The sequence below is a fragment of the Xanthomonas euvesicatoria genome (genome assembly GCF_013112235.1).
Lineage (GTDB): Bacteria > Pseudomonadota > Gammaproteobacteria > Xanthomonadales > Xanthomonadaceae > Xanthomonas > Xanthomonas euvesicatoria.
In genome coordinates this window covers 1482027-1506638 of the sequence record NZ_JABFFS010000001.1, presented here as the reverse complement: position 1 = coordinate 1506638, position 24612 = coordinate 1482027, and the positions used below count along the sequence as shown (strand labels likewise).

Below are 24612 nucleotides of genomic sequence, written 5' to 3'. Positions count from 1 at the left end.
ATGACAAGACGGCAAGACCCGTGATTTCTACCGACACGCCGAACTTCGCGAGCACCGTGACCGAGGCCTATTCGCTGGAGGTCAGCGCCAAGGACATCGGCGCGCTGACCAATGCGGCCCCACGCATCCTGCCTGGCTGCGCCATGTTCATTCCCTACCTGCCAGGCCAAAACGAGGCTGTGCGGCTGGCCGCAGCACAGAGGGTGCGTCGCCTTGGTTTCGAACCTGTGCCCCATCTTTCCGCGCGTCGCATCGGCTCGCTCGAAGAACTGCAGGCATGTGTCGCGCGCCTGGTCGATGAGGCCGGCGTCACCCGCTGCCTGGTGATTGCGGGCGATCCTTCCACTCCGAAGGGACCGTTTCCCGACAGCGTGTCGCTGATCGAGACGGGTGTGTTTGAACGCTCAGGCATCGGCACCATCGGCGTAGCGGGTCACCCGGAGGGGCATCCGATCCTGCGCACGACAGAACAATGGGACGTGCTGGAACGCAAGTGTCGCAGCATCCAGGAGCGCGGCATGGCGCCCCTGATCGTGACGCAGTTCGGGTTCGACGCCGACATCGTGGTGACCTGGCTGGAAGCGTTGCGCGCGCGTGGCATGACGCATCCGGTGCGGGTGGGCGTGCCTGGTCCTGCCAGTGTCGCCGTTCTCGCACGCTATGCGGCAAGCTGCGGTGTCGGCGCCTGCGCGTCGGTGCTCTCAAACTATGGCATCTCCATTGGCAAGTTATTCGGCAACGCGGGGCCGGATCGCTTTGTCGATCGCCTCGCCAGCCGCCTGACGCAAGCCCATGGAGATGTCCGCCTGCACCTGTTTCCGTTCGGCGGCATCGCCCAGTCTGTGCAGTGGGTTGCCCACTATCATTCGCGCAACGCGTCACAAGATCGCACCAGTGCCGTCCGAGCGGATCGGGCCTGAGGCACGCTAACGCCGGTTGCAATTCAATACTGGCTTGAGACCGTCACACCGCGACTGATCGGGCTATCAGTCAGTGGCAAGGCCGGCAAGGATTAGGGCAACTCACTGCGCCACATGCAGCGTCAGCAAAGGCATGCTGTCCGCTGCAGAGGCATTGGCAAAGAAAGTGGAAAAGAAGGGCGTCATCGTTTGCCGCCCTCATTTCTCGGGAAGACCATCGCGCCCGCGATCCTGATTATAGGCTGTGTTCTTTGTTTCTAGTAAAGCGCTTACCGCGCGTGAGGTGACAGCGCCCAGCAGACTTGTCACTGGAGCGAGGTATGAAGGTTAGCAATCACGCGAGGGAGCGCTCCATCCGATGTCGTTGCCCTGCCCGAGGGCATTGTTTCTAGAACGCTCACGAGAAGATCCTGCCATGCCGAAGCCGTCGCTGTTGTCGCTGTTGTGCTCCCTCTCACTGCTCTGTGCGCCGCTTGCGGCGGCCGAGTTGCAACCCAAACAATTGGCTGGCCCACCGGAAGAGTTCGCGCAGATGCGTGCGCCAGATCCGGCCGAGTCGGCGATTCTGTCCAAGAGTGCATTGCTGCCGGTGGAACTGGCACCGGCCGGTCAATCCGCGCGCTGGCAAGGCAGCTTGCCGGTGGAAAACGGGCAACTGCGCTTCATGGTGCTGTCCGGCGATCAGGCCTGGGAGGCGGCAGTGGCTGCACCTCAGCTTGCCGGCGCGCGCACCGCCGCCGTGGCGACGCCGCTGCAAGCGCAGCGCACGCTGCTGGGCACCGCCGAGCACGGCACCAGCGGCATGCGTTACGCCGTGGAGTCCGCACAAAATGGCACCTGGACGCTGACGCTGCAGTCGGCCTCGCCGGTGCCGCAACACGGCTATGTGCTGATGGAAGGCGATGCGCGCACGCAGCTTGCTTCGTACCTGCGCACGCGTCAGCAGCAGGTTGGCCAGTCGCTCACGCTCAACGCGTTGCTGAGCGGCAACGATGCACGTGGCGCCACGCTGCTGACGGCACAAGCCGGAACGATCGACGAAGCAAGCCTGCGTGTGATCGATCCGCAAGGCGGTGTACGCAGCCTGCCGATGGCCGACGACGGCAAGCACGGCGATGGCGCCGCTGGCGATGGCGTGTACGGGGGCACTTTCCAACCGACCAGCGAGGGTACCTGGATTGCCCAGGTCGTCGTGCATGGGCATGACCAGGCCGGCCAGCCGTTCGTGCGGACCAGCGAGCATGTGGTGCCGGTGGTGGATACCTCCCTGCGTCTGCTCGGCAATGCCCTGGACGCACGCGCCGCAGCGGGCACGCGGCTAACGATCGCGCTGCCAGTGGCTGCGCGAGGCAACGCGCCGTCGCATTACCGCGTGTTCGCCCAGGTATGGGGCACCGATGCCAAGGGCAAGGACGTACCGGTGGCGTGGATCGGCGGCATGCTGACGCCGCAGCAAGGCCAGCTGCCACTGAGCCTGGACGAACGCTGGATTGCGCGGGCCGGTGCGCGGGCGCCGTTTACGCTGCGCAGCCTACGCATCGAAGACCCGGACCATTACATTCCGCTGGTGCAGGCCGGCACGCTGCCGTTGCAAGTGCCAGCGCTACGCCGCGCCAGCATCGCGCGCGCCAGCACTGCAATCGATGAAAGCATGCGCATGGGCCCGCGCCCGACTGCGTTGGCGTCTGCGATGGCGACGGCGCAGCCACAGGCCGCCGGTTCGCAACTGGTGCTGGTGCATGGCTATTGCTCCAACGGCGTATGGCCGCAGGCGCAATTCACCAATGCATCCACCTTCCTGGATGCCAAGCAGAACCGCAGCAACGACCAGTTCGCGCAGCGGCTTGCGCAGTTCGCCAGCCAATGGTCGTCGTTCTCCACGGTGGCGCACAGCCAGGGTGGTATGGCCGCGCTGCACCTGTATACCTACTACTGGAGCGGGCTGGATAACGCCACCGGTGGGCTGGTAATGCAATCGGTCGGCACGCCGTATCAAGGCACCAATATGGCCGGCGTGCTGGCCGCAGTGGGTTCATGGTTCGGTGAGGGCTGCGGTACCAACACCGACATGACCTACGACGGCGCCAAGGCCTGGCTGGCCGGCATTCCGGCCGACGCACGCGCCAAGGTCAACTACTACACCACCTCGTTCGCCAAGAGCAAGAAGTGGTATAAAAACGACTACTGCAACGCTGCCTCGGACCTTGTCTTGAAGGACCCCGAAGACGGGGTTGTGGAGGAGGTCAACGCGCAGCTGCCGGGCGGCGTCAATCTTGGCCACACCACCGGCCAATGCCACACCACCGGCATGCGCGATCCGGCGCAGTATCTGGATGCCAATCGCAACGCGGTGATGAATGCGAATGCGGCGCGTTGAGGGCCGGGATGATCAGCCATTCGGCTACTGAAAAGCCAGGGATCGGGATCAGGGATTGGGCAAGGCGCTGTCCCGGGCACGTCCCGGTGCAGCGCCGATTTGACCAGGTGCCTAAGCTGACGCTGGTGCAGTTTGATCGGAATATGTTTGTTGTAGGAGCGGCTTCAGCCGCGACAGGCATGACCGGCAATGTCTGTCGCGGCTGCGCCGCTCCTACGAGCGTGCGGGCAATACGCTAACGCGCCGCACCCGCCACAGACGCGCCGCTCTGCGCATCGGCGCCACCGCCGAGTACCTTGTACAAGGTCACCCGATTGCTCGCCTCGGTCAGCCGCAAGCTGATCAATGTCTGTTGCGCGCTGTAGAGCGTGCGCTGCGCATCCAGCGTCACCAGGTAACTGTCCACGCCATGGCGATAGCGCGCATCCGACAGGCTGAAGCTGCGTTGTGCGGCGTCCACCATCGCCTGCTGCGCATGCATGCGTTCTTCGAGCTGCGTGCGTTCGGCCAGTGCATCGGCCACTTCACTGAAGGCGGTCTGGATCGCCAATTCGTACTGCGCAATGGTGATGTCCTTTTCCAGCGTGGCCACATCCAGTTCGGCCTTCAACGCGCCGGCACGGAAGATCGGCAAGCTCACGCTGGGCGAGAACGACCATGTATGGTCGCCATCGAACAGGCCGGATAACGCATCGCTGCCGCGCCCGGCATTGGCGGTCAACGAGATGGTGGGGAAGAAGGCCGCACGTGCCGCGCCGATATCTGCATTGGCGGCCTTGAGCGTGTGCTCGGCCGACAGCACGTCAGGGCGCTGCAACAACACCCGCGATTCCAGCTGGGCAGGCAACGGCGCCAGCGCCACGCCCGTCTCGATCGCATCGCTGGCAGGCAACAACGCAGCCGGCACCGGCGTGCCCACGACCAGATTCAAGGCATTGCGCGACTGCGCCAGCTGAGTGATGTAGTTGGCTACATCAGCGCGCGCGCTTTCCACGCTGGTCTGGATCTGCGCCAGATCCAGACCGGAGACGATGCCGTTGTCGTGCTGCAGCTCGGTCAGACGCAAGGTCTTGCGTTGGCTGTCCAGGGTCTGCTGCGCGAGCGCCAGGCGCTGTTGATCGGCGGCAACGGTCAACCAGTCGTTGGCCACTTCAGCGACCAGACTCAGACGCGTGCTGCGCTGGGTTTGCTCGCTGGCAAGATAGGTTTCCAGGGCCTGGTTCTTGAGGCTGCGGATGCGGCCGAACAGGTCCAGCTCCCAGCTGCTGATGCCCACCTCGCCGCTGGCGCTGCGGATGATCTGCGGGGCGCCGGTGAAACTGGTCGCTGCCGCAGCGCGCTGCGCGGCATGCGAGACGGTGGCATCGACGGCGGGAAACAGGCGCGCACGTTGGATGCGGTACTGCGCGCGTGCCTGCTCGATATTGAGCACTGCCACACGCAGGTCGCGGTTGTTGTCCAACGCCAGCGCGACCACCTGCTGCAGACGCGCATCGGTCACCACCTGCCGCCAATCCACAGCGGCTGCATTCGGCATGCCGGTGCCTGCGTTGCCGGTGCTGCCGGTGTCGCCGATCACCCCGGGCACCGGCGCATCCGGGCGCGCGTAATGCGGTGCCATGCTGACGCAACCACTCAAGGCGATGGCGCAGGCCGCTGCCACACTTGCAAAGCTAAAGCGCATCACGGGGCCACCTCGGACGTCTCAGCGGCTGTCGCGTGATCAGACGCCTTGCCCGGAAACACGCTGCGCACCATCACGTAGAACAACGGCACGAAGAAGATGCCCAGCAGCGTAGAGACCAGGGTGCCACCGAGCACGCCGGTGCCCAGCGAATGGCGTCCACCGGAGCCGGCGCCGCTGCTGACCACCATCGGCAGCACGCCGAGCAGGAACGCCAGCGAGGTCATCACGATCGGGCGCAAGCGCATGCGCGCGGCATGCAAGGTCGCTTCGATCAGCGGCTGGCCCTTTTCTTCCAGTTCCTTGGCGAACTCCACGATCAGGATGCCGTTCTTGGCGGCCAGGCCCATCGTCGCCAGCAGGCCGACCTGGAAATAGATGTCGTTGGAGAGCCCGCGCAGCCACGTTGCCAGCAGTGCGCCGACGATGCCCACCGGCACCGCCAGCATCACCGAGATCGGGATCGACCAGCTTTCGTAGAGGGCGGCCAGGCACAGGAACACGAATACCAGCGACACCGCGTACAGCATCCAGGTCTGCGCGCCGGCAGCCTGCTCCTGGTAGGACATGCCCGACCAGGCGTAACCCACGTCCTTGCCGATCTTGCCCACCAGCCCGGCGATGCCGTTCATCGCTTCGCCGGAACTGATGCCACTGGCAGCGCTGCCGGTGATCTCCATCGACTCCACGCCGTTGAAGCGGCTCAGCACCTGCGGCGCATACGCCCACGCGCTGCTGGAAAACGCCGAGAACGGCACCATCTCCGAACTGCTGTTGCGCACGTACCAGCGGCCGATGTCGGCAGGCAGCATGCGCGCGCTCGGCTCGCCCTGCACGTACACGCGCTTGACCCGGTTGTTGTTGAGGAAATCGTTGACGTAGCTGCCGCCCATCACCGTGGCCAGCGTGGTGTTGATGTCCGCCGCATCCAGGCCGAGCGCGCCAGCCTTGGCGTCGTCGATCTGCACGCGGTAGGTGGGCGCATCGTCCAGGCCGTTGAAGCGCACGGCGGTCAGGTCCTTGTCGGCGTTGGCCAGTTGCAGCAGTTGCTGCCTGGCGGTGACCAGCGCGTCGTGGCCCTTGCCGGCCACGTCCTGCAACTGCAGGGTGAAACCGGAACTGGTACCCAGGCCGTTGATCGCCGGCGGCGACAGTGCGAACACCTGCGCATCGGGCAGCGCGCCCATCATCGCGCCGGTGATGCGGTTGGCGATCTCCTGCGCAGGCGCATCGCGCTGCGCCCAATCCTTGAGCTTGATGAAACCCATGCCCGAGTTCTGGCTGCTGCCGGCAAAGCTGAAGCCGGAGATGGTCATCATCCCCGCCACTTCCGGTTGCTTGAGGATGAAGTCGGTGGCCTGATCGATCGACTGCTGCGTGCGCTGCTGCGTGGCGCCGGCCGGTGTGGTGAACATCACCATCAGCATGCCCTGGTCTTCGTCGGGCAGGAACGAACTGGGCAGGCGCCAGAACAACAGCGCCATCACCACCAGCAGCGCCAGGTAGACCAGCCCGCCGAGTTTGCGATGGCCGATCAACGTGCCCACGCCGCGGCCGTAACCCTCGGCGCTGCGGTCGAAGCGGGCGTTGAACCAGCCGAAGAAGCGCCCGAGCACGCCCTGGCGCGAGACGTGTCCGCCGCGCGCGATCGGCTTGAGCAGGCTGGCGCACAATGCCGGGCTCAGGGTCAGCGCCACCAGCAGCGACAGCAGCATCGCCGCGGCGATGGTCACCGAGAACTGGCGGTAGATCTCGCCAGTGGCGCCGCCGAAGAACGCCATCGGCAGGAACACCGCGGTCAGCACCAGGGCGATGCCCACCAGCGCGCCGGAGATCTGCCCCATCGAGGTGTGGGTGGCCTGCCGCGGCGACATGCCTTGCTCGCTCATCAGGCGCTCGACATTCTCCACCACCACGATGGCGTCATCGACCAGCAGGCCGATCGCCAGCACCATCGCGAACATGGTCAGCGTATTGATCGAATAGCCGAGCAAGGCGAGCACGCCGAAGGTGCCCAACAGCACCACCGGCACCGCGATCACCGGCACCAGCGTGGCGCGCCAGTTCTGCAGGAACAGGTACATCACCAGCACCACCAGCGCGATCGCCTCGAGCAGGGTCTTGACCACTTCCTCGATGGAAATGCGCACGAACGGCGTGGTGTCGTAGGCGATCTCGTACTTCAGCCCGGTGGGGAAGTACGGCTTGAGCTGTTCCAGCTTGTCTTCCACCGCCTTGGCCGCATCCAGCGCATTGGCGCCGGTCGCCAGCTCCAGTCCCATGCCCGAGGCTGACTTGCCGTTGTACTTGGAACTGGATGCATACGACTTGGAACCCAGCTCCACCCGCGCCACGTCGCGCAGATACACGGTGGCGCCGCCGGGCTGCGACTTCAGCACGATCGCCTCGAATTGCGCCGGGGTCTTGAGCTTGCTGCGCGAGGTGACCGTGGCGTTGAGCTGCTGACCCTGCACCGCCGGCAACGCGCCCAGCGCGCCGGAGGAGACGTCGGCGTTCTGCGCCGAAATCGCGTTGCTCACGTCCGCGGGCATCAGCGCATAGGTGCGCAGCTTGTCCGGATCCAGCCACACCCGCATCGAGTATTCGGAGCCGAACACGTTGACCCCGCCGACACCGTTGAGCCGGCTGATCGGGTCCTGCAGCGTGGACACCATGTAGTCGCCGATGTCGGTGCTGTCCATGCTGCCGTCTTCGGAGGTGAAGGCCAGCACCATGAACATACTGCTGCCGGTGGACTTGGTGACGGTCACGCCATTGCTCTGCACCGCCTCCGGCAGCATCGCCTCGCCTTGCGACACCTTGTTCTGCACCTGCACCTGGGCGGTGTCCGGGTCGGTGCCGGAATCGAAGGTCAGGGTGATCGAGGCGGTGCCGGCGGAACTGCTGCTGGAAGACATGTACAGCAGATGGTCCAACCCGGTCATCTGCTGCTCGAGGATCTGCGTGACCGAGTTTTGCACGGTCTGCGCCGAGGCACCGGTGTAGGTGGCGCTGACGTTGATCGTCGGCGGGGCGATGTTGGGATACTGCTCCAGCGGCAATGACAGGATCGAGAGCGCGCCGGCCAGGGTGATCACGATGGCGATGACCCAGGCGAAGATGGGACGGTCGATGAAGAAGCGGGCCATGGCGGTTCCTCAGTCGGCCTTGGGCGCCGCCGCGGCGGTGCCCTGCGTGGATGGCGACGCGTTGGCGGCCGAGTCGGCCGCAGCGGTCTGGCTCACTTCCACGGCCCTGACCTCGGCGCCGACCGACGCCTTCTGCAGGCCCTGCACGATGACCTTGTCGCCAGCCTTCAATCCCTGGCGCACCACCCACTTGTCGCCGATCGCATCGCCGGTGGTCAGCACCCGCTGCGCGACCTTGTTGTCGCTGCCGACCACCATCGCCACCGCCTGGCCCTTGCTGTTGCGGCTGATCGCCTGCTGCGGCACCAGGATGGCCTGCTCGTCCACGGCCATCGAGAGCTTCGCGGTGACATACATGCCCGGCAGCAACACGCGCTCGGGATTGGGCACCACCGCGCGCAGCTTCACCGTGCCGGTGGCGGTATCGACCGCGGCATCCACCACCTCCAACGTGCCGCTGTGTGCGTAGGTGCTGCCGTCCTCCAGTTGCAGCGTCACCTCGGCCTTGCCATCCACTGCCTTGAGCTGGCCGGCGTCGAGCTGGCGGCGCAACTGCAGCAGCTGGGCGCTGGACTGGGTCACGTCCACATAGATCGGGTCGAGTTGGTTGATGGTGGCCAGCACCTCGCTCTGGCCGGCACTGACCAGCGCGCCCGGCGTGTAGCTGGAGGTGCCGATGCGGCCGGACACCGGCGCGGTGATGCGGGTGTAGTCGAGATTGATGCGCGCGGTCTGCAACGATGCCTTGGCCGCGACCACCGCTGCCTGGTTCGAGCGCAGCGTGGCCAACGCATCGTCGCCGTCCTGCTTGCTGACCGCATCCAGCCCGACCAGGGTCTGGTAGCGCTGCGCCTTGGGCCTGGCCGACAACACTGCCGCCTCGGCTTGCGCCAGATCGCCCTTGGCCGTGTCGTACGCGGCCTGGTAGCTGGCCGGATCGATTTCATACAGCACCTGCCCGGCCTGGACGTCCTGGCCTTCGGTGAACAGCCGCTTGCGCAAAATGCCGCCGACCTGCGGGCGCACGTCCGAGGTGACGTAGGCCACGGTGCGACCGGACAAGGTCTGGTCCACGGCCAGCCGCTGCGCCTTCAACGTCTGCACGCCGACCTGCGTCTGCGGCATCTGCGGCGGCTGCCTGGAAGAACACGCGGCCATGAGCGTGGTCGCGGCGGCGAGCAGCAGCAAGCGCACGGACGCAGTGCGAAAACGATGGGTAGCGACGGGCAACATGCGACGAACTCACGGTTTATCCGAATGTGGCCACGCTACGGCGCGAATGTGCAGCAAATTTGGAGATTGCCGGCCGCGGCGTCGATTCGCTTGATTTCCCCTGGCCCGACCCGGCTAATACGCAGCAGCTGCGGTTACCGCGCTTCGCATCACCTCTTCGATGAAACTGGGTATCACCGCCAAGCTGTTTCTCGCCATCCTCGCCGCGTGCGTGGCAGTGCTGCTGATCAACGGCATCGCGGTGCAGGCCTTCGTCAAACGCCAGTTCCTGGACTACCTCAACGAACAGGGCGTGGAGCGCATGCAAGAGACCTTGCCGCGGGTCAGGGCCGAATACGCGCGGCACGGCAGCTGGGAGTTCGTGCGCGACAATCCCGATGCCTGGTTCGTCCTGATGCGCCCGGAGCGTGGCCCCGGCCCGCCGCGCGAGGCACCGCCGATTTCCGACCAGACCGGCGCGGTGTTTCGCTTCGCGCTGCTCGACCAGGACTACACGCCGGTGATCGGCAATCCGGATGTCGGCCGCCACGACATCCTGCGCCCGGTGGTGGTTGGCGGCCGCACCGTCGGCTGGATGGCGATGCTGCCGTTCCAGAAGGCGCTGGCAGCGGCGGACGCGCGCTTCTACGCCGCCCAGCAACGCGCGTGGTGGGCGATCGGCGGCGCCTGCCTGCTGGTCGCCGCGCTGCTCGGCTGGCTGTTGTCGCGCACCTTGCTGCGGCGCCTGCGTGGCCTGACCCAGGCCACCCACCTGCTCGCTGCGGGCGACTACGCCACCCGCATCGACGCCGCGGCGCGCGACGAACTGGGCCAGCTGGCGCGCGATTTCAACCTGCTGGCGCAAGCGTTGGAGCACAACGAACGCGCGCGGCGCGACTTCATGGCCGACATCTCGCACGAGCTGCGCACGCCGCTGGCGGTCCTGCGCGCCGAACTGGAAGCACTGCAGGACGGCATCCGGCCGATGACACCCAACTCGCTGGGGTCGCTGCACCAGCAGGTCGGCCAGTTGGGCAAGCTGATCGAGGACCTGTACGACGTGTCGCTGACCGATGTCGGTGCGCTGGCGTATCGGCGCGCTCCCGTCGATCTGGCGGTCATCCTGGCAACCGTGCTGGACGGCTTGCACGCGCGCTTTGCCGCCGCGCAGCTGCAGGTGCAGGCGCAGATCGATGCCGGCCCGCTGCAGCTGGACGGCGACGAGCGCCGTCTGCAGCAACTGCTGGGCAACCTGCTGGAAAACACGCTGCGCTACACCGACGCCGGTGGCACGGTGCAGGTGCACTGCGTGCGCCGCGGCGCGGTGCTGGAGCTGGTGGTCGAAGACAGCGCGCCAGGCGTGGATGCAGACAAGCGCGCGCGGTTGTTCGAACGCTTCTACCGCACCGAGGCTTCGCGCAATCGTGCCAGCGGCGGCAGCGGCCTGGGCCTGGCGATCTGCCGCAACATCGCCGAGGCACACGGCGGCTCGATCCACGCCGAGGCTTCCGCACTGGGCGGGCTGCGCATGGTGCTGCGCTTGCCGGCGCTGGCCGCATGAGCAGCGCGTCCCCGATCGGGCATGTGCTGATCGTCGAGGACGAACCGCGCCTGGCCGCGGTGTTGGGCGAGTACCTGCACGCGGCCGGCTATTCGCACGACTGGATCGCCGATGGCGCGCAAGCGTTGGGCGCATTCCGCGCGCAGCAGCCGGACCTGGTGTTGCTGGACCTGATGCTGCCCAACCGTGGCGGCCTGGACATCTGCCGCGACCTGCGCAAGGAAAGCGCGGTGCCGGTCATCATGGTCACCGCACGCGTGGAGGAAATCGACCGCCTGCTGGGCCTGGAGATCGGCGCGGACGACTACATCTGCAAGCCGTTCAGCCCGCGCGAAGTGGTGGCGCGTGTCCAGGCAGTGTTGCGCCGTCATCGCCACGACCCCCACGGCGCACCGGCACCGGGCCTGCATATCGACGAGGATGCCTGTCGCGCCAGCGTGGACGGCCGCGCCCTGGACCTGACCCAGGTCGAGTTCCGCCTGCTGCGCACCCTCGCCGCCGCCCCGGGGCGGGTGTACTCGCGCGAGCAACTGATGGGCCGGCTCTACGCCGACCACCGCATCGTCACCGACCGCACTGTCGACAGCCACGTCAAGAATCTACGCCGCAAGCTCGCCGACGCCGGCGGCGAGGACTGGGTCCGCTCCGTCTATGGCGCGGGGTATCGCTTCGAGCCGTGATTCGGGATTGGGGATTCGGGATTCGGGATTGGCAAGAGCGGTAGCGCCATGGCTGAAACGCAATCGGTCAAGCCGCTTTCGCGAATCCCCAATCCCGAATCCCGACTCCCCGCCTCAACGAAACACCACCGTGCGATGTCCATTGAGCACGATGCGGTGTTCGACGTGGCGGCGTACTGCGCGCGCCAGCACCAGCGATTCGGTGTCGCTGCCCAGGCGGATCAGGTCGCGCGGGGTCATGGCGTGGTCCACGCGGGCGACGTCCTGCTCGATGATCGGGCCTTCGTCCAGATCTTCGGTGACGTAGTGCGCGGTGGCGCCGATGATCTTGACCCCGCGCGCGTGCGCCTGGTGATACGGCTGCGCGCCCTTGAAACTGGGCAGGAAACTGTGATGGATATTGATCGCGCGCCCGGCCAGTGCCCGGCACAGCTGCGGCGACAGGATCTGCATGTAGCGCGCCAGCACCACCAGATCGATCTGCAGATCATCGACCAGGGCGAGCAGCTGCGCTTCCTGCGCGGCGCGCGTGTCGGCGCTCACGGGCAGATGGTGGAAGGCAATGCCGTAGGAGGCTGCCAACGGCGCGAAGTCGGTGTGGTTGGAGACCACCGCAGCGATGTCCACCGGCAATTGCCGGCTGTGCATGCGGAACAACAGGTCGTTGAGGCAATGGCCCTGCTTGCTCACCAGCACCAGCAGGCGCGCGCGGCGGCGTGCGTCATGCAGTTGCCATGTCATCTGGAATTGATCAGCCAGCACGGCAAAGCGCTGCTCCAGCGCGGCAATGTCGGTCTTTGCCGGTTTGTGGAAATGCACGCGCAGAAAGAATCGCCCGCTTTCGTCGTCGCCGAATTGCTGCGCGTCGAGGATGTTGCAGGCCAGGTCGAACAGCAGCCCGGTCACGCGATAGACGATACCGGTGCGGTCGGGACAGGACAGGGTGAGGATGTAGTCGGAGCGCATCGGCGCATGATAGCCAATGCACGACATCACCGACGCAGTGCTTGCGTCGGTAACTTTTGCAGTGCGAACGGGTGCAAAAACCGGCGTGCCGTCCAGCCGATGTTTGACGCTCTGACCGTGGCGGCGTTGCGCTCGTACTGCAAGATGACGTGCAGCCAACATCACGTGTCGCCCGGCAGGGCCATGCGTGCACCGATGCCGGATGCGCGGCACCGCCACGCACGTCCGGCATCGGCACTCAGCGCGGCGGCAAACGCAGCATCAGCCGCCGGTTGATCTCCTCCAGCTGCGCAAGCGATGCGTCCACCGATGTTTCCATGGCTTCCTGCGTGGTGATGTGTGCACGCAGATGCGCGGGGTCGGACAGCTCGCCACGCACCAGGAACACGTTCTCGCCGACTTCGCCCAGATGGCGGCTGAGCACCACGTAGTCCACCTGGTCGAAGCCATGCTGCTTGGCCAGCGGCAGCAGGCGCGCGGCCATGCGCTCGCTTGCCTGGTCCACGGGCTTGCCTAACTCGGCGTCCAGCACGCTGACCGCTTCGCGGATCTGTGCGAACAGGTAGTGGTCCGGGTGCTCGGGATGGTCGGGGCCCACCGGGCCCTGGTGGATGACCGGTGCGTCGGTCATCGCGTGCCACCGGCGCAAGCCCGTGCGCGCGGCGCGCGCGCGGCCAAGCCAAGCGTGATCTGCAGGTGTCGCATCGCATCCTCCCTGGAACGGCGGCTGTAACGAGCCGGCATTTTAGAAGGTCCGCTGCATGTTTGGGTGAGCAAGCGGTGGGCCGTCGTGGCATGAAGCCAAGTGCCTTGCACAGGGCTCAATCCGCGTTGCGCAAGGTGATCAGGCCACCTGCCCTGCCCGCCGCGCCGAGACGTCCGCCAGGACCGCCCAGTCTGCGTTGCCGTCGCCATGCGCAATGGCCTCGTCCAGCCCTGCGCGCAGCAGTTCGCCCAACGGCATCGGCACCTGCTTGTCGGCGCCGGCCTGGATGGCCAGGTCCACATCCTTGCGCCCCAGCGTGGCGGTGAAACCTGCCGGCAGGTATTGGCGCTGCATGATCAGCCGGCCATAGCCCTGGTAGGCGGGCGCGGCGAACAAGGTGCTGGTGAGCATGCCCAAAAATTGCGTGGCATCCACACCGTGACCGCGTGCCAGCGCACTGGCTTCGGCCATGGCGCCGATGGCGCTGGCCAGGCAGAAGTTGGCGGCCAGCTTCACTGCATTGGCCTGCTCCGGTGCGCGACCGATGTACCAGGTCTTCTGCCCCAGCGCATCGAACATCGGCTGCACCCGAGCCACGGCCGCTTCATCGCCGGCGGCCAGGATATTGAGCTTGCCGGCTTCGGCTACATCCACACGCCCAAGCACCGGCGCGGCCACGTAGGCCACGCCACGTTCGGCATGCAGCGCGGTCAACTCGTGTGCCAGCGCCACCGAAATGGTGGCCATGTTGACGTGCACGCTGCCCGCCGGCAGCGCATCCAGTACGCCACGCTCCAGCACGGTCTGGCGCACTGCATCGTCGTCGGCCAGCATCGAAAACAGCAGCGGGCCGTGCGCGGCATCGTGCGGTTGCTCCACCACCGTGGCGCCAGCGTCGTGCAGCGGCTGGGCGCGTTCGGGCGAACGGTTCCATACGCTCAACGCGAACCCGCCACGCAGCAGGTTGTGCGCCATCGGCAGGCCCATCGTGCCCAAGCCCAGAAATCCTATCGGCATGCGGTGTCCTTGTTCGGTATGACGTCAGGTGCAGTCAGTTGGCGAACACGCCCCGCGCATCGCGCGGTTCGCAACGCAGGTATTGCGGTGCCGGCGTGACCGATGCGCCCAGTGCCGCGGCGGCATGCCACGGCCAGCGTGGGTCGTACAGGATGCCACGCGCCAGCGCGATCGCGTCGGCCTGGCCTTCCTGCAAAATCGCCTCGGCCTGCGCCGGCTCGGTGATCAAGCCTACGCCAATCACCGGCGTGTTCACCTGCGCGCGAATCTCCTGCGCGAACGGAATCTGATAGCCCGCCTGCAACGGAATCTGCTGGCGTGGATCGAGCCCGCCGCTGGAGACGTGGATGTAATGCGCGCCGCGTGCATCCAGCGCCTGCGACAAGGCGATGCTCTGCTGCACATCCCAACCGCCTTGGACCCAATCGGTGGCCGAGATGCGCACGCCAACGGCGATTTTTTCGGACACTGCCGCACGCACCGCATCGAAGATGCGCAGCGTCAGCCGCATGCGGTTTTCCAGCGACCCGCCATACGCATCGCTGCGCTGGTTGCTCAGCGGCGACAGGAACTGATGCATCAGATAACCATGTGCGGCGTGCAGTTCGATCAACTCCAGGCCCTGCCGTTCGGCACGTTTTGCCGATGCGACAAAGGCGTCCACCACGGCATCGATCCCCGCCTCGTCCAATGCCTGCGGCGCCGGCTGTCCCTGCCGGAACGGCAGCGCCGATGCAGACACGGTCTGCCAGCCATGCGCATGATCGGGTGCGATGGCCTCCCCGCCTTTCCACGGCAGATCGGTCGACGCCTTGCGGCCGGCGTGCGCCAGCTGGATGCCGATCGGCATCGGCGACCAGCGTCGTACCGATTGCAACACCTCGGCCAGGGCCTGCTCGGTCGCATCGTCGTACAAACCAAGATCGGCGTAACTGATGCGCCCTTCCGGCACCACCGCCGCCGCTTCGAGAATCAGCAAGCCGGCGCCCGATTGCGACAAGGTGCCCAGGTGGATGCGGTGCCAATCGCTGGCGCGGCCGTCCTGTGCCGAGTACTGGCACATCGGCGCAATGACAATCCGGTTGGCGAGCGCGAGCGGACCGAAGGTGATGGGGGAGAACAACTGGCTCAAGGCGGCATCCACAGCTGACATGGGGTGCTTATTGCACTGCGCCGCGCGCGCCGGCACAACCGCTGCGATGGATCACTGCGTCATGCAGAGCGCGCACCGGCGTCATTGACGCTACGTACACGCGGCAGGTCCGTCGGCCCGTGCAGGAACGCCAGCGCCTGCGCACACGACTGCTCCACCTTCAACGTCAGCAGCGCGTCCGCACGCGTGCGCCCGAAGTTGAGCGCGGCGATCGGCAAGCCGTTGCGCGCGGCGGTCTGCACGAAGCGAAAGCCCGAGTACACCATCAACGACGAACCCACCACCAGCACTGCATCGGCAGCGTGCAGATGCGCAAAGGCGCGCTCCACCCGCTCGCGCGGCACGTTCTCGCCGAAGAACACCACATCCGGCTTGAGCACGCCACCGCACACCGGGCACGGCGGCACCACGAAATGCTCGAAGGCCACATCGTCCAGATCGGCGTCGCCATCGGGCGCCTGCGCGGCCTCAAGCGCTGCCCAGCCCGGATTGGCCTGCTCAAGCAACAGTTGAAATTCGCTGCGTGGCATGCGGCGCTCGCAGCCCATGCAGCGCACCACATCGAGCCGGCCATGCAGATCGATCACCGCCTGGCTGCCAGCGGCCTGATGCAGGCGGTCCACGTTCTGGGTGAGCAGCACTTCCAACTGGCCGCGCGCTTCCAGCGCAGCGAGCGCGTGATGGGTGGCATTGGGTTGTGCCTGGCCGAAGCGCGGCCAGCCGACCAGGCTGCGCGCCCAGTAGCGCTGCCGCGTGGATAGCTCGCCCATGAACGCCTGGAACGTCACCGGCTGTGGACGCTTCCAGCCGCCTTGCAGGTCCCGGTAATCGGGAATGCCCGAATCGGTGCTGCAGCCGGCACCGGTGAGCACGAACAGGCGCCGATGGCGCGCGATGAAGTCCTGCAGCGGGTGATCGTCGTGGGCAGGGACAGCGGTCATGTGGTAGTTCCGGAAAGCCATGGGAGCACGTTGCGCCAGCGCCACGTGCCCGGCCCGCCGCGGCGCCGTGTCGGCCGCCAGACCGGCGCGCTTGTTCGCGCATAGCTGTGCACATCACACCGTCGTCGACGAGTGAAGATGTACACCGAATACGCGCAACGCGCCGTCCTGGATGCAGGCACGCAGACGGTACAGCATCACGCCATGGCCGCGCGGGTGGTTTCGAGCCGTCCGCGGTGGGGCATGTTGTGGCTGCCGGTGCTCAATGCGCGGCGCGTTCAGTGTTCGACAAAGCGCAGCAGATCCTGATTGAAACGCGCACTGTCCTCCAGGAACGGCGCATGCCCGGCATCCGGATACAGCACGGTCTGCGCGCGCGGCTGGAGCTGGCGCGCACGCGCCACGGTCGGCTCGGTGGCGACCAGGGCATCGCGCGCGCCGTACATCAGCAGCACCGGCAGGCGCGTGCGCTGCAGGCCGGCGATATCGATCGACATGCCTCGCACGGCACGCTGCATGTCCCACGAGGCCAGCGATGCGTTGGCCAGCAAGGTCTCGAACACCGGCACCGGCGGTTGGGTGGCAAAGCACAGCCGCAGGAAATCCCGCACCGCCTGCAGATGCGTACGCAGATCGGGCGAAACCAGATCGCGATAGACCGCCGGATGCGCGCCCAGCTGCTCTGCGCGCAGTTCGATCACACCGTCGACGTACACCACGCCGGCAAGCCCGGTATCGCCATATCGGCTCAGGTAGTTGCTGATCACCGCGCCGCCCAGGGACCAGCCCACCAGGACCGCCTGGCGCGCGTTTGCGGCCTTCAACACGGCAGCCAGGTCGTCAGCCCAACGCATGCCGTCTTGATACGCCGATGCGGCAGCCGGCCTGCCGGAAGCGCCATGCCCGCGCAAATCGTACGTAATCAGCCGATACCGCTGCAGGCGCACATCGGCCAGTTGTGCATCCCAATTGATGCGACTCCCGAGCAGGCCATGCACGAAGACGATGGCCGTGCCATCGGTGGCGCCGTGCTCCTGCACCGCCAGGCGCACGCCATCGGGTGCGGTGACGGTATAGCTGCGTGCGGCCGCAATGTCGCTCGGGCTGGCTGTCGCCCACATCGAACATATCAACATCACACACGCCAACAGGTAGCGCAGCGGCAGCATGCGGCTGCCGGGCAACAGGCGAACGGACATCGGGTGAGCTCCAGACGAATAAGAGCCGTGATCGTGCAGCCTCACACCAATGTGAGGGTCAAGCCGTGCGCGCAGCGTATGCTTGGCGCATGGCCGCTTGCTCCGAACCCTTGCTGCGCATTGGTGCGCTGGCGCAACAGACCGGCGCCAGCGTGCGTTCGATCCGTCATTACGATGCGCACGGGTTGCTGACATCCTCGCGCAGCGCCAACGGCTACCGGGTCTTTCCTCACGCATGCATCGCACAGGTGCGCCAGATACAGCGCCTGATTGCAACAGGTTTCAACCTGGATGAGATTGTCGGCTTTCCTGAGTGCATGCGCCTGGTGGAAGGCGCGCAGATGTGCCCGGAAACCGCGCCGGCGCATCGCGCGCGCCTGCAACTGATCGAGCGCCAGCTGGCCGATCTGGAGCGGCGGCGTGCGCATCTGTTGGCAACCTTGGCGCAGGCAGCCGGGGATGCAACGGCCGCCACGTCTTCAGCCGCGCAAGCCACACGGCGCCAGCGGGCGCGCTAGAAGCGTCGGGCGCGCTGCATCACTCGCCCCGCGCAGGATGCGGGGCAAACCGGCCATAGGGGCGTGCATCGTCGGCACGTTGGCGCAGCACGTATGCCGACGCAAGCGCCAGCATCAACAATGTCAGGCACATGCCGACCAACGCGGCCCAGCCGCCGTGTTGCCAGAACCAGCCGCCGAGCGCGCCGATCACGCTGGAGCCGGCGTAATACGCCAGCAGATACAGCGACGCGGCATGGCTGCGATGCGCACCACCGAGCCGGCTCACCCATGCGCTGGCGGCCGAATGCGCGATGAAGAACCCGATCGTCACCACCACGATGCCGGCCACCACCAACGCCAGCACGTGCGCCAGGGTCAGCGCCACGCCGAGCCCGCACAGCACGATGCCGATCGTGACCACTGGCCCGCGCCCGAACCGGTCCGATGCCGCACCGGCCACCGAGGAACTGACGATGCCGAACACATAGGCGCTGAAGATCATCCCGATCTGGCTCTGGCTCAAGCCGAATTCCGGCCCGCCCAGGCGAAAGCCGGCGTAGTTGTACAGGCACACAAACACACCCATCAACAGGAACGGCAGCGCGAACAGAAACGGCAGATTGCGATCGCGCAGGTGCCCGGCCCAGGCGCGCAGATGGAAGCGCAGGTTGATGCCGTGCCGGCGCACGAAATTGCGCGACGGCGGCAGCAGCCAGAAGAACGCCAGCGCGCACAGCAGGTCGAACACGCTCAACACCGCCAATGCGGTGCGCCAATCGGTGTGGTCGGTCAGCACGCTCATCACGATGCGCCCGCTCATGCCGCCAAAGGCATTGCCGGCCACGTACAGGCCGGTGGCCGCCCCCATCTTGCTGGCCGGCAATTCTTCGCCCAGGTACACCATCGCCACCGCCGGCACCCCGCCCAGCGCGATGCCGGACAAGGTACGCACCACCACCAGCGCGCCCCAGTGCGGCAGGAACGCAGCAATCAGATTGAGTCCTGCTGCCAATGCGATCGACACGAACATCAATCCGCGCCGGCCCAGGTTTTCCGACACTGCGCCAGCACCAAAAATCGCCAGCGCCAGCGCACCGGTCGCCAGCGACAACGGCAGCGAGGCGGTCGCTGGGTCCACCTTGAAGGCACGCGCAAATTCCGGCAACAGCGGCTGCACGCTGTACAGCAGCGAAAAGGTCGCAAAGCCGGCCAGAAACAGCGCCAGGCGAATGCGCACCGCTGCAGGTGCGTCGGCATCTGGGTCGGAACGGGTGGGTGGGTCAGGCAGCAAACCCGGGCGATGATCGGAGGAAGACACGGCAGTGCACGTGTGACGTGGGAAGGGGAGTATTCGCCTGCCGCCACCCCCTGTCCAATATATGATGCTGGCAGTTGCCATATCTGGAACAGATGGATGGAGCTGCGTCACCTGCGCTATTTCCTTGCAGTTGCCGAAGAAGGCAATTTCACCCGCGCCGCCGCGCGCGTGGGCATTGGCCAACCGCCGCTCAGCCAGCAGATCCAGACCCTGGAACGCGAGCTGGGCACGCCGTTGTTTCGGCGCACCCACAGCGGCGCCGAGCTCACTCCGGCTGGCGAGGCGTTTGTGGGCGAGGTGCGGCGCGTGCTTGCCGATGTGGAACGCGCCGCCGAAACCGCACGCCGGGTGGCGCGTGGCGAATCCGGACGGTTGCGCCTGGGCTTCACCGCCTCTGCCGCCTTCAGCCCAGTGGTGCCGCGCCTGATTCGCGACTTCCGCCGCAAGTGGCCGCAGGTGGAGTTGCTGCTGGAAGAAACCAATACCGCCAGCCTGCTGGTCGGGCTGGCCGATGGCCGTCTGGATGCGGCGTTCGTGCGCTATGGGCTGAGCACGCCACCGGATCTGCAATTGCTGCGCTTTGCCGACGAGCCGATGAAGATCGCCGTCTCCGCCGCGCACCCCCTGGCCACGCGCAACAGCGCGCCGTTGGCGGCGCTGGCCGGGGAACCCTTCATCCTGTTTCCGCGCAATTTCGGCTCGAGCCTGTACGACGAAATCCTCTCCGCCTGCCGCGACTCCGGCGTGACCTTGCGCATCACCCAGGAAGCGCCACAGATGTCGTCCATCATCAATCTGGTGGCCGCCGAGCTGGGCGTTTCGGTGGTGCCCGCCTCCACCGCGCAGCTGCAGCGACCCGGCGTGCGCTATCTGGATATCGAAGGCCATATGCCGCTGGCGCGACTGGCCCTGGCCGCCGCGCCGGGTGGACTGAAAACCACACCGTTGGTGCGGCATTTGTGGGCGCTGGCCAAGTTGATCTAGCGCTGGCCACACGACCTACGATACAGCGACGTTCCTGCTTGATGCCGTTGGAACGATGTTGACCCTGGGCCCTGATCATTGCCGACCGCATGCACCGACCGCGAGGGGCCGGCGCTCACTGCAGACATCGTTCGAGTAGCAACCCATCGTTTCCCAGATCATCGACGTCTGGGCAGTGCCGGGTTGTTACTCGCACAGGGAACACCGAGGCAGACGTTACGTGGCTGCGCTTTGGAAGACCAATCGCCGTCCTATGGAGACCATTGAGACTCTGCGGGCTCGCTCTTCAAGAAATGCCATCGCTGGCGCCACCGCGCATCCCAGCATCGCTTACCGCCTTCCGCCTGCTTGGTGAGTAACCATCCTGTAGGACATTGGCCAGCGCAGGCCGCAGATAATCAGAATAGCCCGAATCCTGACTTCGAAGCATCGCTTCAAGCGATATAGTGACACTATCGAAGTACGCGATGGCACCTCCACGGCAGCCGTCGTATTCGATGCCGGCACCATTGGCATCAATCCTCGTCAGTTCATTCAAGATGCCTTCCAAGTCTTTTATATTTAAATCGATATCATTCAAGATGCCCTTGTTTTCGCCTCGGCTTGAGAGCTCGTCTTTCAGCAGCTTCAGCCGGGCCAGGAAATCGTTCGCTTTTGCAAGATGCGATTCCAGTTTTTTTTTATTGCTGATTTTTTTCTCAAAATCCAGCAGTGTGCGTTCGATTCGGTGAAGGTGGCGCTCAGCGATATAGCTACCTTCACCGCCCATGCGCTCCAACGCCTGTTTGTCCCGGTCAATGATTCCCTTGAGAATATCGAGATTGAATGCTTGCCGGCCGCCGACACCTGTTCTCGCGCAGCGTTCCTGAAGACTCCGCCACTGGTCTTCCAGAATGATCGCGCGCTGTAGCATCGATTGGCGTTGCTCGGTCAACTTCTCCAACTTCGATTGGGGGCGCGACTGGGCGGTGGGTTGGCTCCTACTCCCGGAGGGTCTGCGGGCCGGTCGCTCCAGGGATGACAGCCACATATCGGCAATCTGGCGTCCGGCGCAACCCTCGACGGCAGTGTGCTCCTGCGGCCCAGCCGTCATGTTTCCTGCATGCGGCATGGGGTTGCTGGTGGACGCTTCGGCGGTGCCATGCTCCGGCAACGCGGGCGCCATGTTTGCAGAGGGTATGCGCAGGCAGTTTCCCATTTGTACATCTCCCATGCTTTTCTAAAGCATAGGCAATGATGCGCACGCCGCGTCCACGCCGATGGAAATCCCGCTTGCGTATGCGAAGGCCCGGCCTGCGAAGCAGCGAACTGTCGGGCAACTAACGAGTGGCTGTGAACATTGAAATCGATCGATGCCAGCAATTGCAGGCAAAACTCAGTCAGGTCAGCCCGCCGGCCGGCACTTACTCACCACCGGTTACGACGCGCAGAGTGAAACGCTTGACCTCAACTGCGCTTGAGGTCGTTCAATGCCGGTTTTCCAACGACATTGCCGCCATGCATCTGCGTCATCTGGTACTGCCCTGCCTGGACCCCGACCTGACCCTGCGCTTCTACCGCGATGTACTGCAGTTGCCCATCCATGGCAACGCGGTGCGCATCGGCTGGAGCACACTGGAGTGCGTGCAGGCGCAGCGGCCGGTGGGCAGCGTGCATCTGGCCTTCAACGTGGCCCCGTCGCGCTTCCAAGCCGCTGCGCAGTGGATTAGCGCACGCGCCACCTTGCTGAGCGATGCACACGGTCGCGAGCATTTCGCCCTGGACGGCGTGTGGCAGTCGCACTCGGTGTACTTCGCCGGGCCCGATGGCGCAGTGCTGGAGTTGATCGCGCGCAATGCCTTGCAGGATGCACCGGTCGGTGAAGGCCAGTTCGGCGGCGAAGAACTGCTGTGCCTGAGCGAAATCGGCCTGCCTAGCAACAATGTCGAGGTAGTGACGCGCAGCCTGGCGCATCACTTCGGCCTGCAACCGTTCGCCCCGCCGCTGGAGGGCTTTGCGGCCTTGGGCGATGACCACGGCCTGTTGATCGTAGTCGACCAGCGCCGGCGGTGGTTTCCGCAACAACGGCAACTGCCCTGGGCCGACGGCCTGCGCATCAGCGTGGACGCGCCAGAACCCGGCCTGCGCCTGCGCGATGCGCAGGGGTGGGAATTGCTGGCCGCGTAAACTTCCGCGCGCAGCTCGATCCACTAAGCGCCGCGCACAGCAGCACTGCGCTCACCGCCGGCAGATACGGCCGGCTCGGTGCGGCACGCGTGCACTGCGGTAACAGCGCGCGATTGCAGCACGATTGCGAAATGCTGTCAGCCGCTCGTGGCGCTGGCAGGCTCCGGCAAGCGGAAGAACGCACGCGCCGCGGCCGTGCTGTTGGCGGCGGTCACCGCGACATCTTCGCCACGATCGCGCGCCAGCTCTTGGACGATATGCGACAGGAACATCGGCTCGTTGCGGCGGTCCTTGGGCATCGGCTTTAGCGTGCGCGGCAGCAGGTACGGCGCATCGGTTTCGATCATCAACCGGTTGGCCGGAATGTTGCGCACCAGCTCGCGCAGGTGCGCACCGCGGCGCTCATCGCACAGCCATCCGGTGATGCCGATGTAGTAGTCGTGGTCCAGATACGCGAACAGTTCGTCGCGCGTGCCGGTGAAGCAGTGCACCACCGCCGCACCCAGGCGGCCTTCGAAGCTGCGCATGATGGCGATGAAATCCTCATGCGCGTCGCGCTGGTGCAGGAACAGCGGCTTGCCGTTATCGGCGGCCAACTGCAGCTGGCGTTCGAAGGCCTTGTGCTGCGCAGGGCGCGGCGCAAAATCGCGGAAGTAATCCAGCCCACACTCGCCCACTGCCACCACCTGCGGATGCGCCTGCAGGGTGCGCATTTCCGCTTCGCATTCGGCAGTGAATTCCACTGCGTGATGCGGATGCACGCCGGCGGTGGCGTACAGCAATCCGGGGTGTTGCTCCGCCAGTTGCAGGGCCAGCGGCGAATGCTCGCGGCTGGCGCCGGTAATCACCAGCTGCGCCACCCCGGCATCGCGTGCGCGTTGCAGTACCGCATCGCGATCGCGATCGAACGCGTCATGGGTGAGGTTGGCGCCGATATCGATCAATTGCATGCTGCGGTGTCGCCTGAAAGAACAGGGGTGATTGTACTGGGTGAGGTTGCTCATCCGCCCTGCGGGCACCTGCTCCCGCAGGCGGGGGAAAGAACATCCGCAACGGGATCTGCATGCGGTCAGCGGTGCCTGCAGCCACGAGCCTGCACGAACGCGCGATCTTTCCCCCTGCGGGGCAAGGGCAGGGATGAGGGCCGCCTGCGCGACACACTCACCCCACCGCCGGCACCGCCATCGCATCGATCTTTGCCGCCAGCGCCTGGATCGCCAGCTGCGCCGAGCGCGAGAGCTGCCGCTGCGGGGCCACGCACAGCGCCAGCGTCATCGGTTTGGTCAGGTGCTGGCGGAACGGCACGAAAGCCAGGCGCCCGTCGGCCACGTCCGGGGCGGCGTCCAGCCACGACATCAGCCCCACGCCGGCGCCGGCACGCACCAGGCCGCGCAGGGTGCGCACGTCGTTGCAGTGGGTGAGCCGCTTCACATCGATGTGCTGGCGCTGGTACAGCACCTTGGCGTGCTCGCCGACGATCAACGGCGCGGCCGGCAGCAACAGACGGTGCTCCAGCGTCTCGCTCAGCTGCAGCTCGGTACGGGTGCTCAACGGGTGCCCCACCGGCATCGCAATGCCGAGCGGAATGTCCGCAAACGCGCGCACCTCCAGGTCCACGCTGCTGACCGGGTCCAGCAGCAGGCCGATATCCACATCGGCCGAGGTCACCATTTCCATCACCCGCTGGTTGCGCGCGGTGGACAGGTTGAAGGTGATGCCCGGGTACTCCTGCACCAGCGCGGCCACCGCCGCGGGCACCACGCCTTCGCTGAGCGCGTCGATCATGGCGATCTCCACATGCCCCCGGCGCAGGCCCTTGAGCTCGTCGAAGCGCTCCAGGGTGCGTGCGTAGGCCTTCTCCCAGCCGCGCACGTCCACCAGCAACAGCTCGCCGGCGGCGGTGAGCCGCAACCGGCCGGGCAGGCGCTCGAACAGCTGGGCGCCCAGTTCTTCCTCGGCCTTGAGAATCTGCCGGTCGATCGCCGACGCCGACACGTGCAACACCTCGGAGGCCTTGCGGATGCTGCCGCAGCGGGCCACTTCGATGAAATACCGGGTAAAGCGCGAAAAGGTCAGCAT

Annotated in this window: 20 protein-coding genes; 7 read left to right on the top strand and 13 right to left on the bottom strand. The window is 65.8% G+C overall.

From position 1 onward, the window contains the following. The first annotated feature begins 20 nt into the window (after positions 1–20). Positions 21–920 carry a methylenetetrahydrofolate reductase gene (locus HLH45_RS06340; protein ID WP_008574893.1) on the top strand — a complete coding sequence of 300 codons (900 nt, stop codon included), beginning with the start codon at positions 21–23 and terminating at the stop codon, positions 918–920. Positions 921–1335: 415 nt separating this feature from the next. Beyond that, the gene (locus tag HLH45_RS06335) at positions 1336–3297 is read left to right on the top strand and encodes a choice-of-anchor X domain-containing protein (RefSeq protein ID WP_008574891.1); all 1962 of its coding nucleotides are present in this window, start codon (positions 1336–1338) and stop codon (positions 3295–3297) included. A 235-nt stretch (positions 3298–3532) separates the two neighbouring features. On the opposite strand, the gene HLH45_RS06330 is transcribed toward HLH45_RS06335, so the two are convergent. Genes HLH45_RS06330 through HLH45_RS06320 form a run of 3 tightly spaced genes read right to left on the bottom strand, consistent with a single transcriptional unit; the run spans position 3533 to position 9363 of the window. Beyond that, positions 3533–4981 carry an efflux transporter outer membrane subunit gene (locus tag HLH45_RS06330; RefSeq protein ID WP_008574889.1) on the bottom strand — a complete coding sequence of 483 codons (1449 nt, stop codon included), beginning with the start codon at positions 4979–4981 and terminating at the stop codon, positions 3533–3535. Continuing rightward, complete coding sequence (locus HLH45_RS06325) at positions 4981–8130, bottom strand: efflux RND transporter permease subunit (protein ID WP_008574887.1); 3150 nt, start codon at positions 8128–8130, stop codon at positions 4981–4983. The genes HLH45_RS06330 and HLH45_RS06325 overlap by 1 nt, the downstream gene beginning before the upstream one ends. 9 nt (positions 8131–8139) lie before the next feature. Beyond that, on the bottom strand, positions 8140–9363 hold the full coding sequence (locus HLH45_RS06320) for an efflux RND transporter periplasmic adaptor subunit (protein WP_008574885.1): 1224 nt from the start codon (positions 9361–9363) through the stop codon (positions 8140–8142). 160 nt (positions 9364–9523) lie between these two features. Between HLH45_RS06320 and baeS the strand changes: the two genes are divergently transcribed. Beyond that, complete coding sequence (gene baeS, locus HLH45_RS06315; protein ID WP_008574883.1) at positions 9524–10903, top strand: sensor histidine kinase efflux regulator BaeS; 1380 nt, start codon at positions 9524–9526, stop codon at positions 10901–10903. Next, on the top strand, positions 10900–11583 hold the full coding sequence (locus tag HLH45_RS06310; protein ID WP_008574880.1) for a response regulator: 684 nt from the start codon (positions 10900–10902) through the stop codon (positions 11581–11583). Before baeS ends, HLH45_RS06310 begins: the two co-directional genes overlap by 4 nt. Before the next feature lie 114 nt (positions 11584–11697). Here the strand turns inward: HLH45_RS06310 and purU are convergent, their stop codons facing one another. The 6 genes from purU to HLH45_RS06280 form a co-directional block, all read right to left on the bottom strand. Further along, complete coding sequence (purU, locus tag HLH45_RS06305; protein WP_171309876.1) at positions 11698–12576, bottom strand: formyltetrahydrofolate deformylase; 879 nt, start codon at positions 12574–12576, stop codon at positions 11698–11700. 211 nt (positions 12577–12787) lie between these two features. Beyond that, a complete protein-coding gene (locus tag HLH45_RS06300) occupies positions 12788–13180 on the bottom strand; it encodes an XVIPCD domain-containing protein (RefSeq protein WP_008574877.1) in 393 nt (130 codons plus the stop codon). Positions 13181–13393: 213 nt separating this feature from the next. Further along, positions 13394–14272 (bottom strand): NAD(P)-dependent oxidoreductase, encoded by an 879-nt coding sequence (locus HLH45_RS06295; RefSeq protein ID WP_008574876.1) that lies wholly within the window; start codon positions 14270–14272, stop codon positions 13394–13396. A gap of 34 nt (positions 14273–14306) precedes the next feature. Continuing rightward, positions 14307–15425, bottom strand: coding sequence for an NADH:flavin oxidoreductase/NADH oxidase (locus HLH45_RS06290; protein WP_008574873.1), 1119 nt, complete (start codon positions 15423–15425; stop codon positions 14307–14309). A gap of 59 nt (positions 15426–15484) precedes the next feature. Then, positions 15485–16366 (bottom strand): NAD-dependent protein deacetylase, encoded by an 882-nt coding sequence (locus tag HLH45_RS06285; RefSeq protein WP_033479224.1) that lies wholly within the window; start codon positions 16364–16366, stop codon positions 15485–15487. A gap of 278 nt (positions 16367–16644) precedes the next feature. Then, complete coding sequence (locus HLH45_RS06280) at positions 16645–17565, bottom strand: alpha/beta fold hydrolase (protein ID WP_046931961.1); 921 nt, start codon at positions 17563–17565, stop codon at positions 16645–16647. An 89-nt stretch (positions 17566–17654) separates the two neighbouring features. Between HLH45_RS06280 and HLH45_RS06275 the strand changes: the two genes are divergently transcribed. Continuing rightward, positions 17655–18083 (top strand): MerR family transcriptional regulator, encoded by a 429-nt coding sequence (locus HLH45_RS06275; protein WP_008575614.1) that lies wholly within the window; start codon positions 17655–17657, stop codon positions 18081–18083. Positions 18084–18102: 19 nt separating this feature from the next. Here the strand turns inward: HLH45_RS06275 and HLH45_RS06270 are convergent, their stop codons facing one another. Further along, positions 18103–19383 (bottom strand): MFS transporter, encoded by a 1281-nt coding sequence (locus tag HLH45_RS06270; protein WP_031420749.1) that lies wholly within the window; start codon positions 19381–19383, stop codon positions 18103–18105. Between the two features lie 96 nt (positions 19384–19479). On the opposite strand from HLH45_RS06270, the gene HLH45_RS06265 reads away from it, so the two are divergent. Then, positions 19480–20367, top strand: coding sequence for a LysR family transcriptional regulator (locus HLH45_RS06265; protein ID WP_008575617.1), 888 nt, complete (start codon positions 19480–19482; stop codon positions 20365–20367). A gap of 286 nt (positions 20368–20653) precedes the next feature. On the opposite strand, the gene HLH45_RS06260 is transcribed toward HLH45_RS06265, so the two are convergent. After that, the gene (locus tag HLH45_RS06260) at positions 20654–21532 is read right to left on the bottom strand and encodes a hypothetical protein (protein WP_008575620.1); all 879 of its coding nucleotides are present in this window, start codon (positions 21530–21532) and stop codon (positions 20654–20656) included. Between the two features lie 332 nt (positions 21533–21864). On the opposite strand from HLH45_RS06260, the gene HLH45_RS06255 reads away from it, so the two are divergent. After that, entirely contained in the window at positions 21865–22533 is a 669-nt protein-coding gene (locus HLH45_RS06255; RefSeq protein ID WP_008575621.1) for a VOC family protein, read from the top strand. Positions 22534–22670: 137 nt separating this feature from the next. On the opposite strand, the gene HLH45_RS06250 is transcribed toward HLH45_RS06255, so the two are convergent. Both HLH45_RS06250 and HLH45_RS06245 read right to left on the bottom strand, forming a co-directional pair. Beyond that, on the bottom strand, positions 22671–23483 hold the full coding sequence (locus HLH45_RS06250) for a TatD family hydrolase (RefSeq protein ID WP_008575623.1): 813 nt from the start codon (positions 23481–23483) through the stop codon (positions 22671–22673). Positions 23484–23694: 211 nt separating this feature from the next. Further along, the gene (locus HLH45_RS06245; RefSeq protein ID WP_008575625.1) at positions 23695–24612 is read right to left on the bottom strand and encodes a LysR family transcriptional regulator; all 918 of its coding nucleotides are present in this window, start codon (positions 24610–24612) and stop codon (positions 23695–23697) included.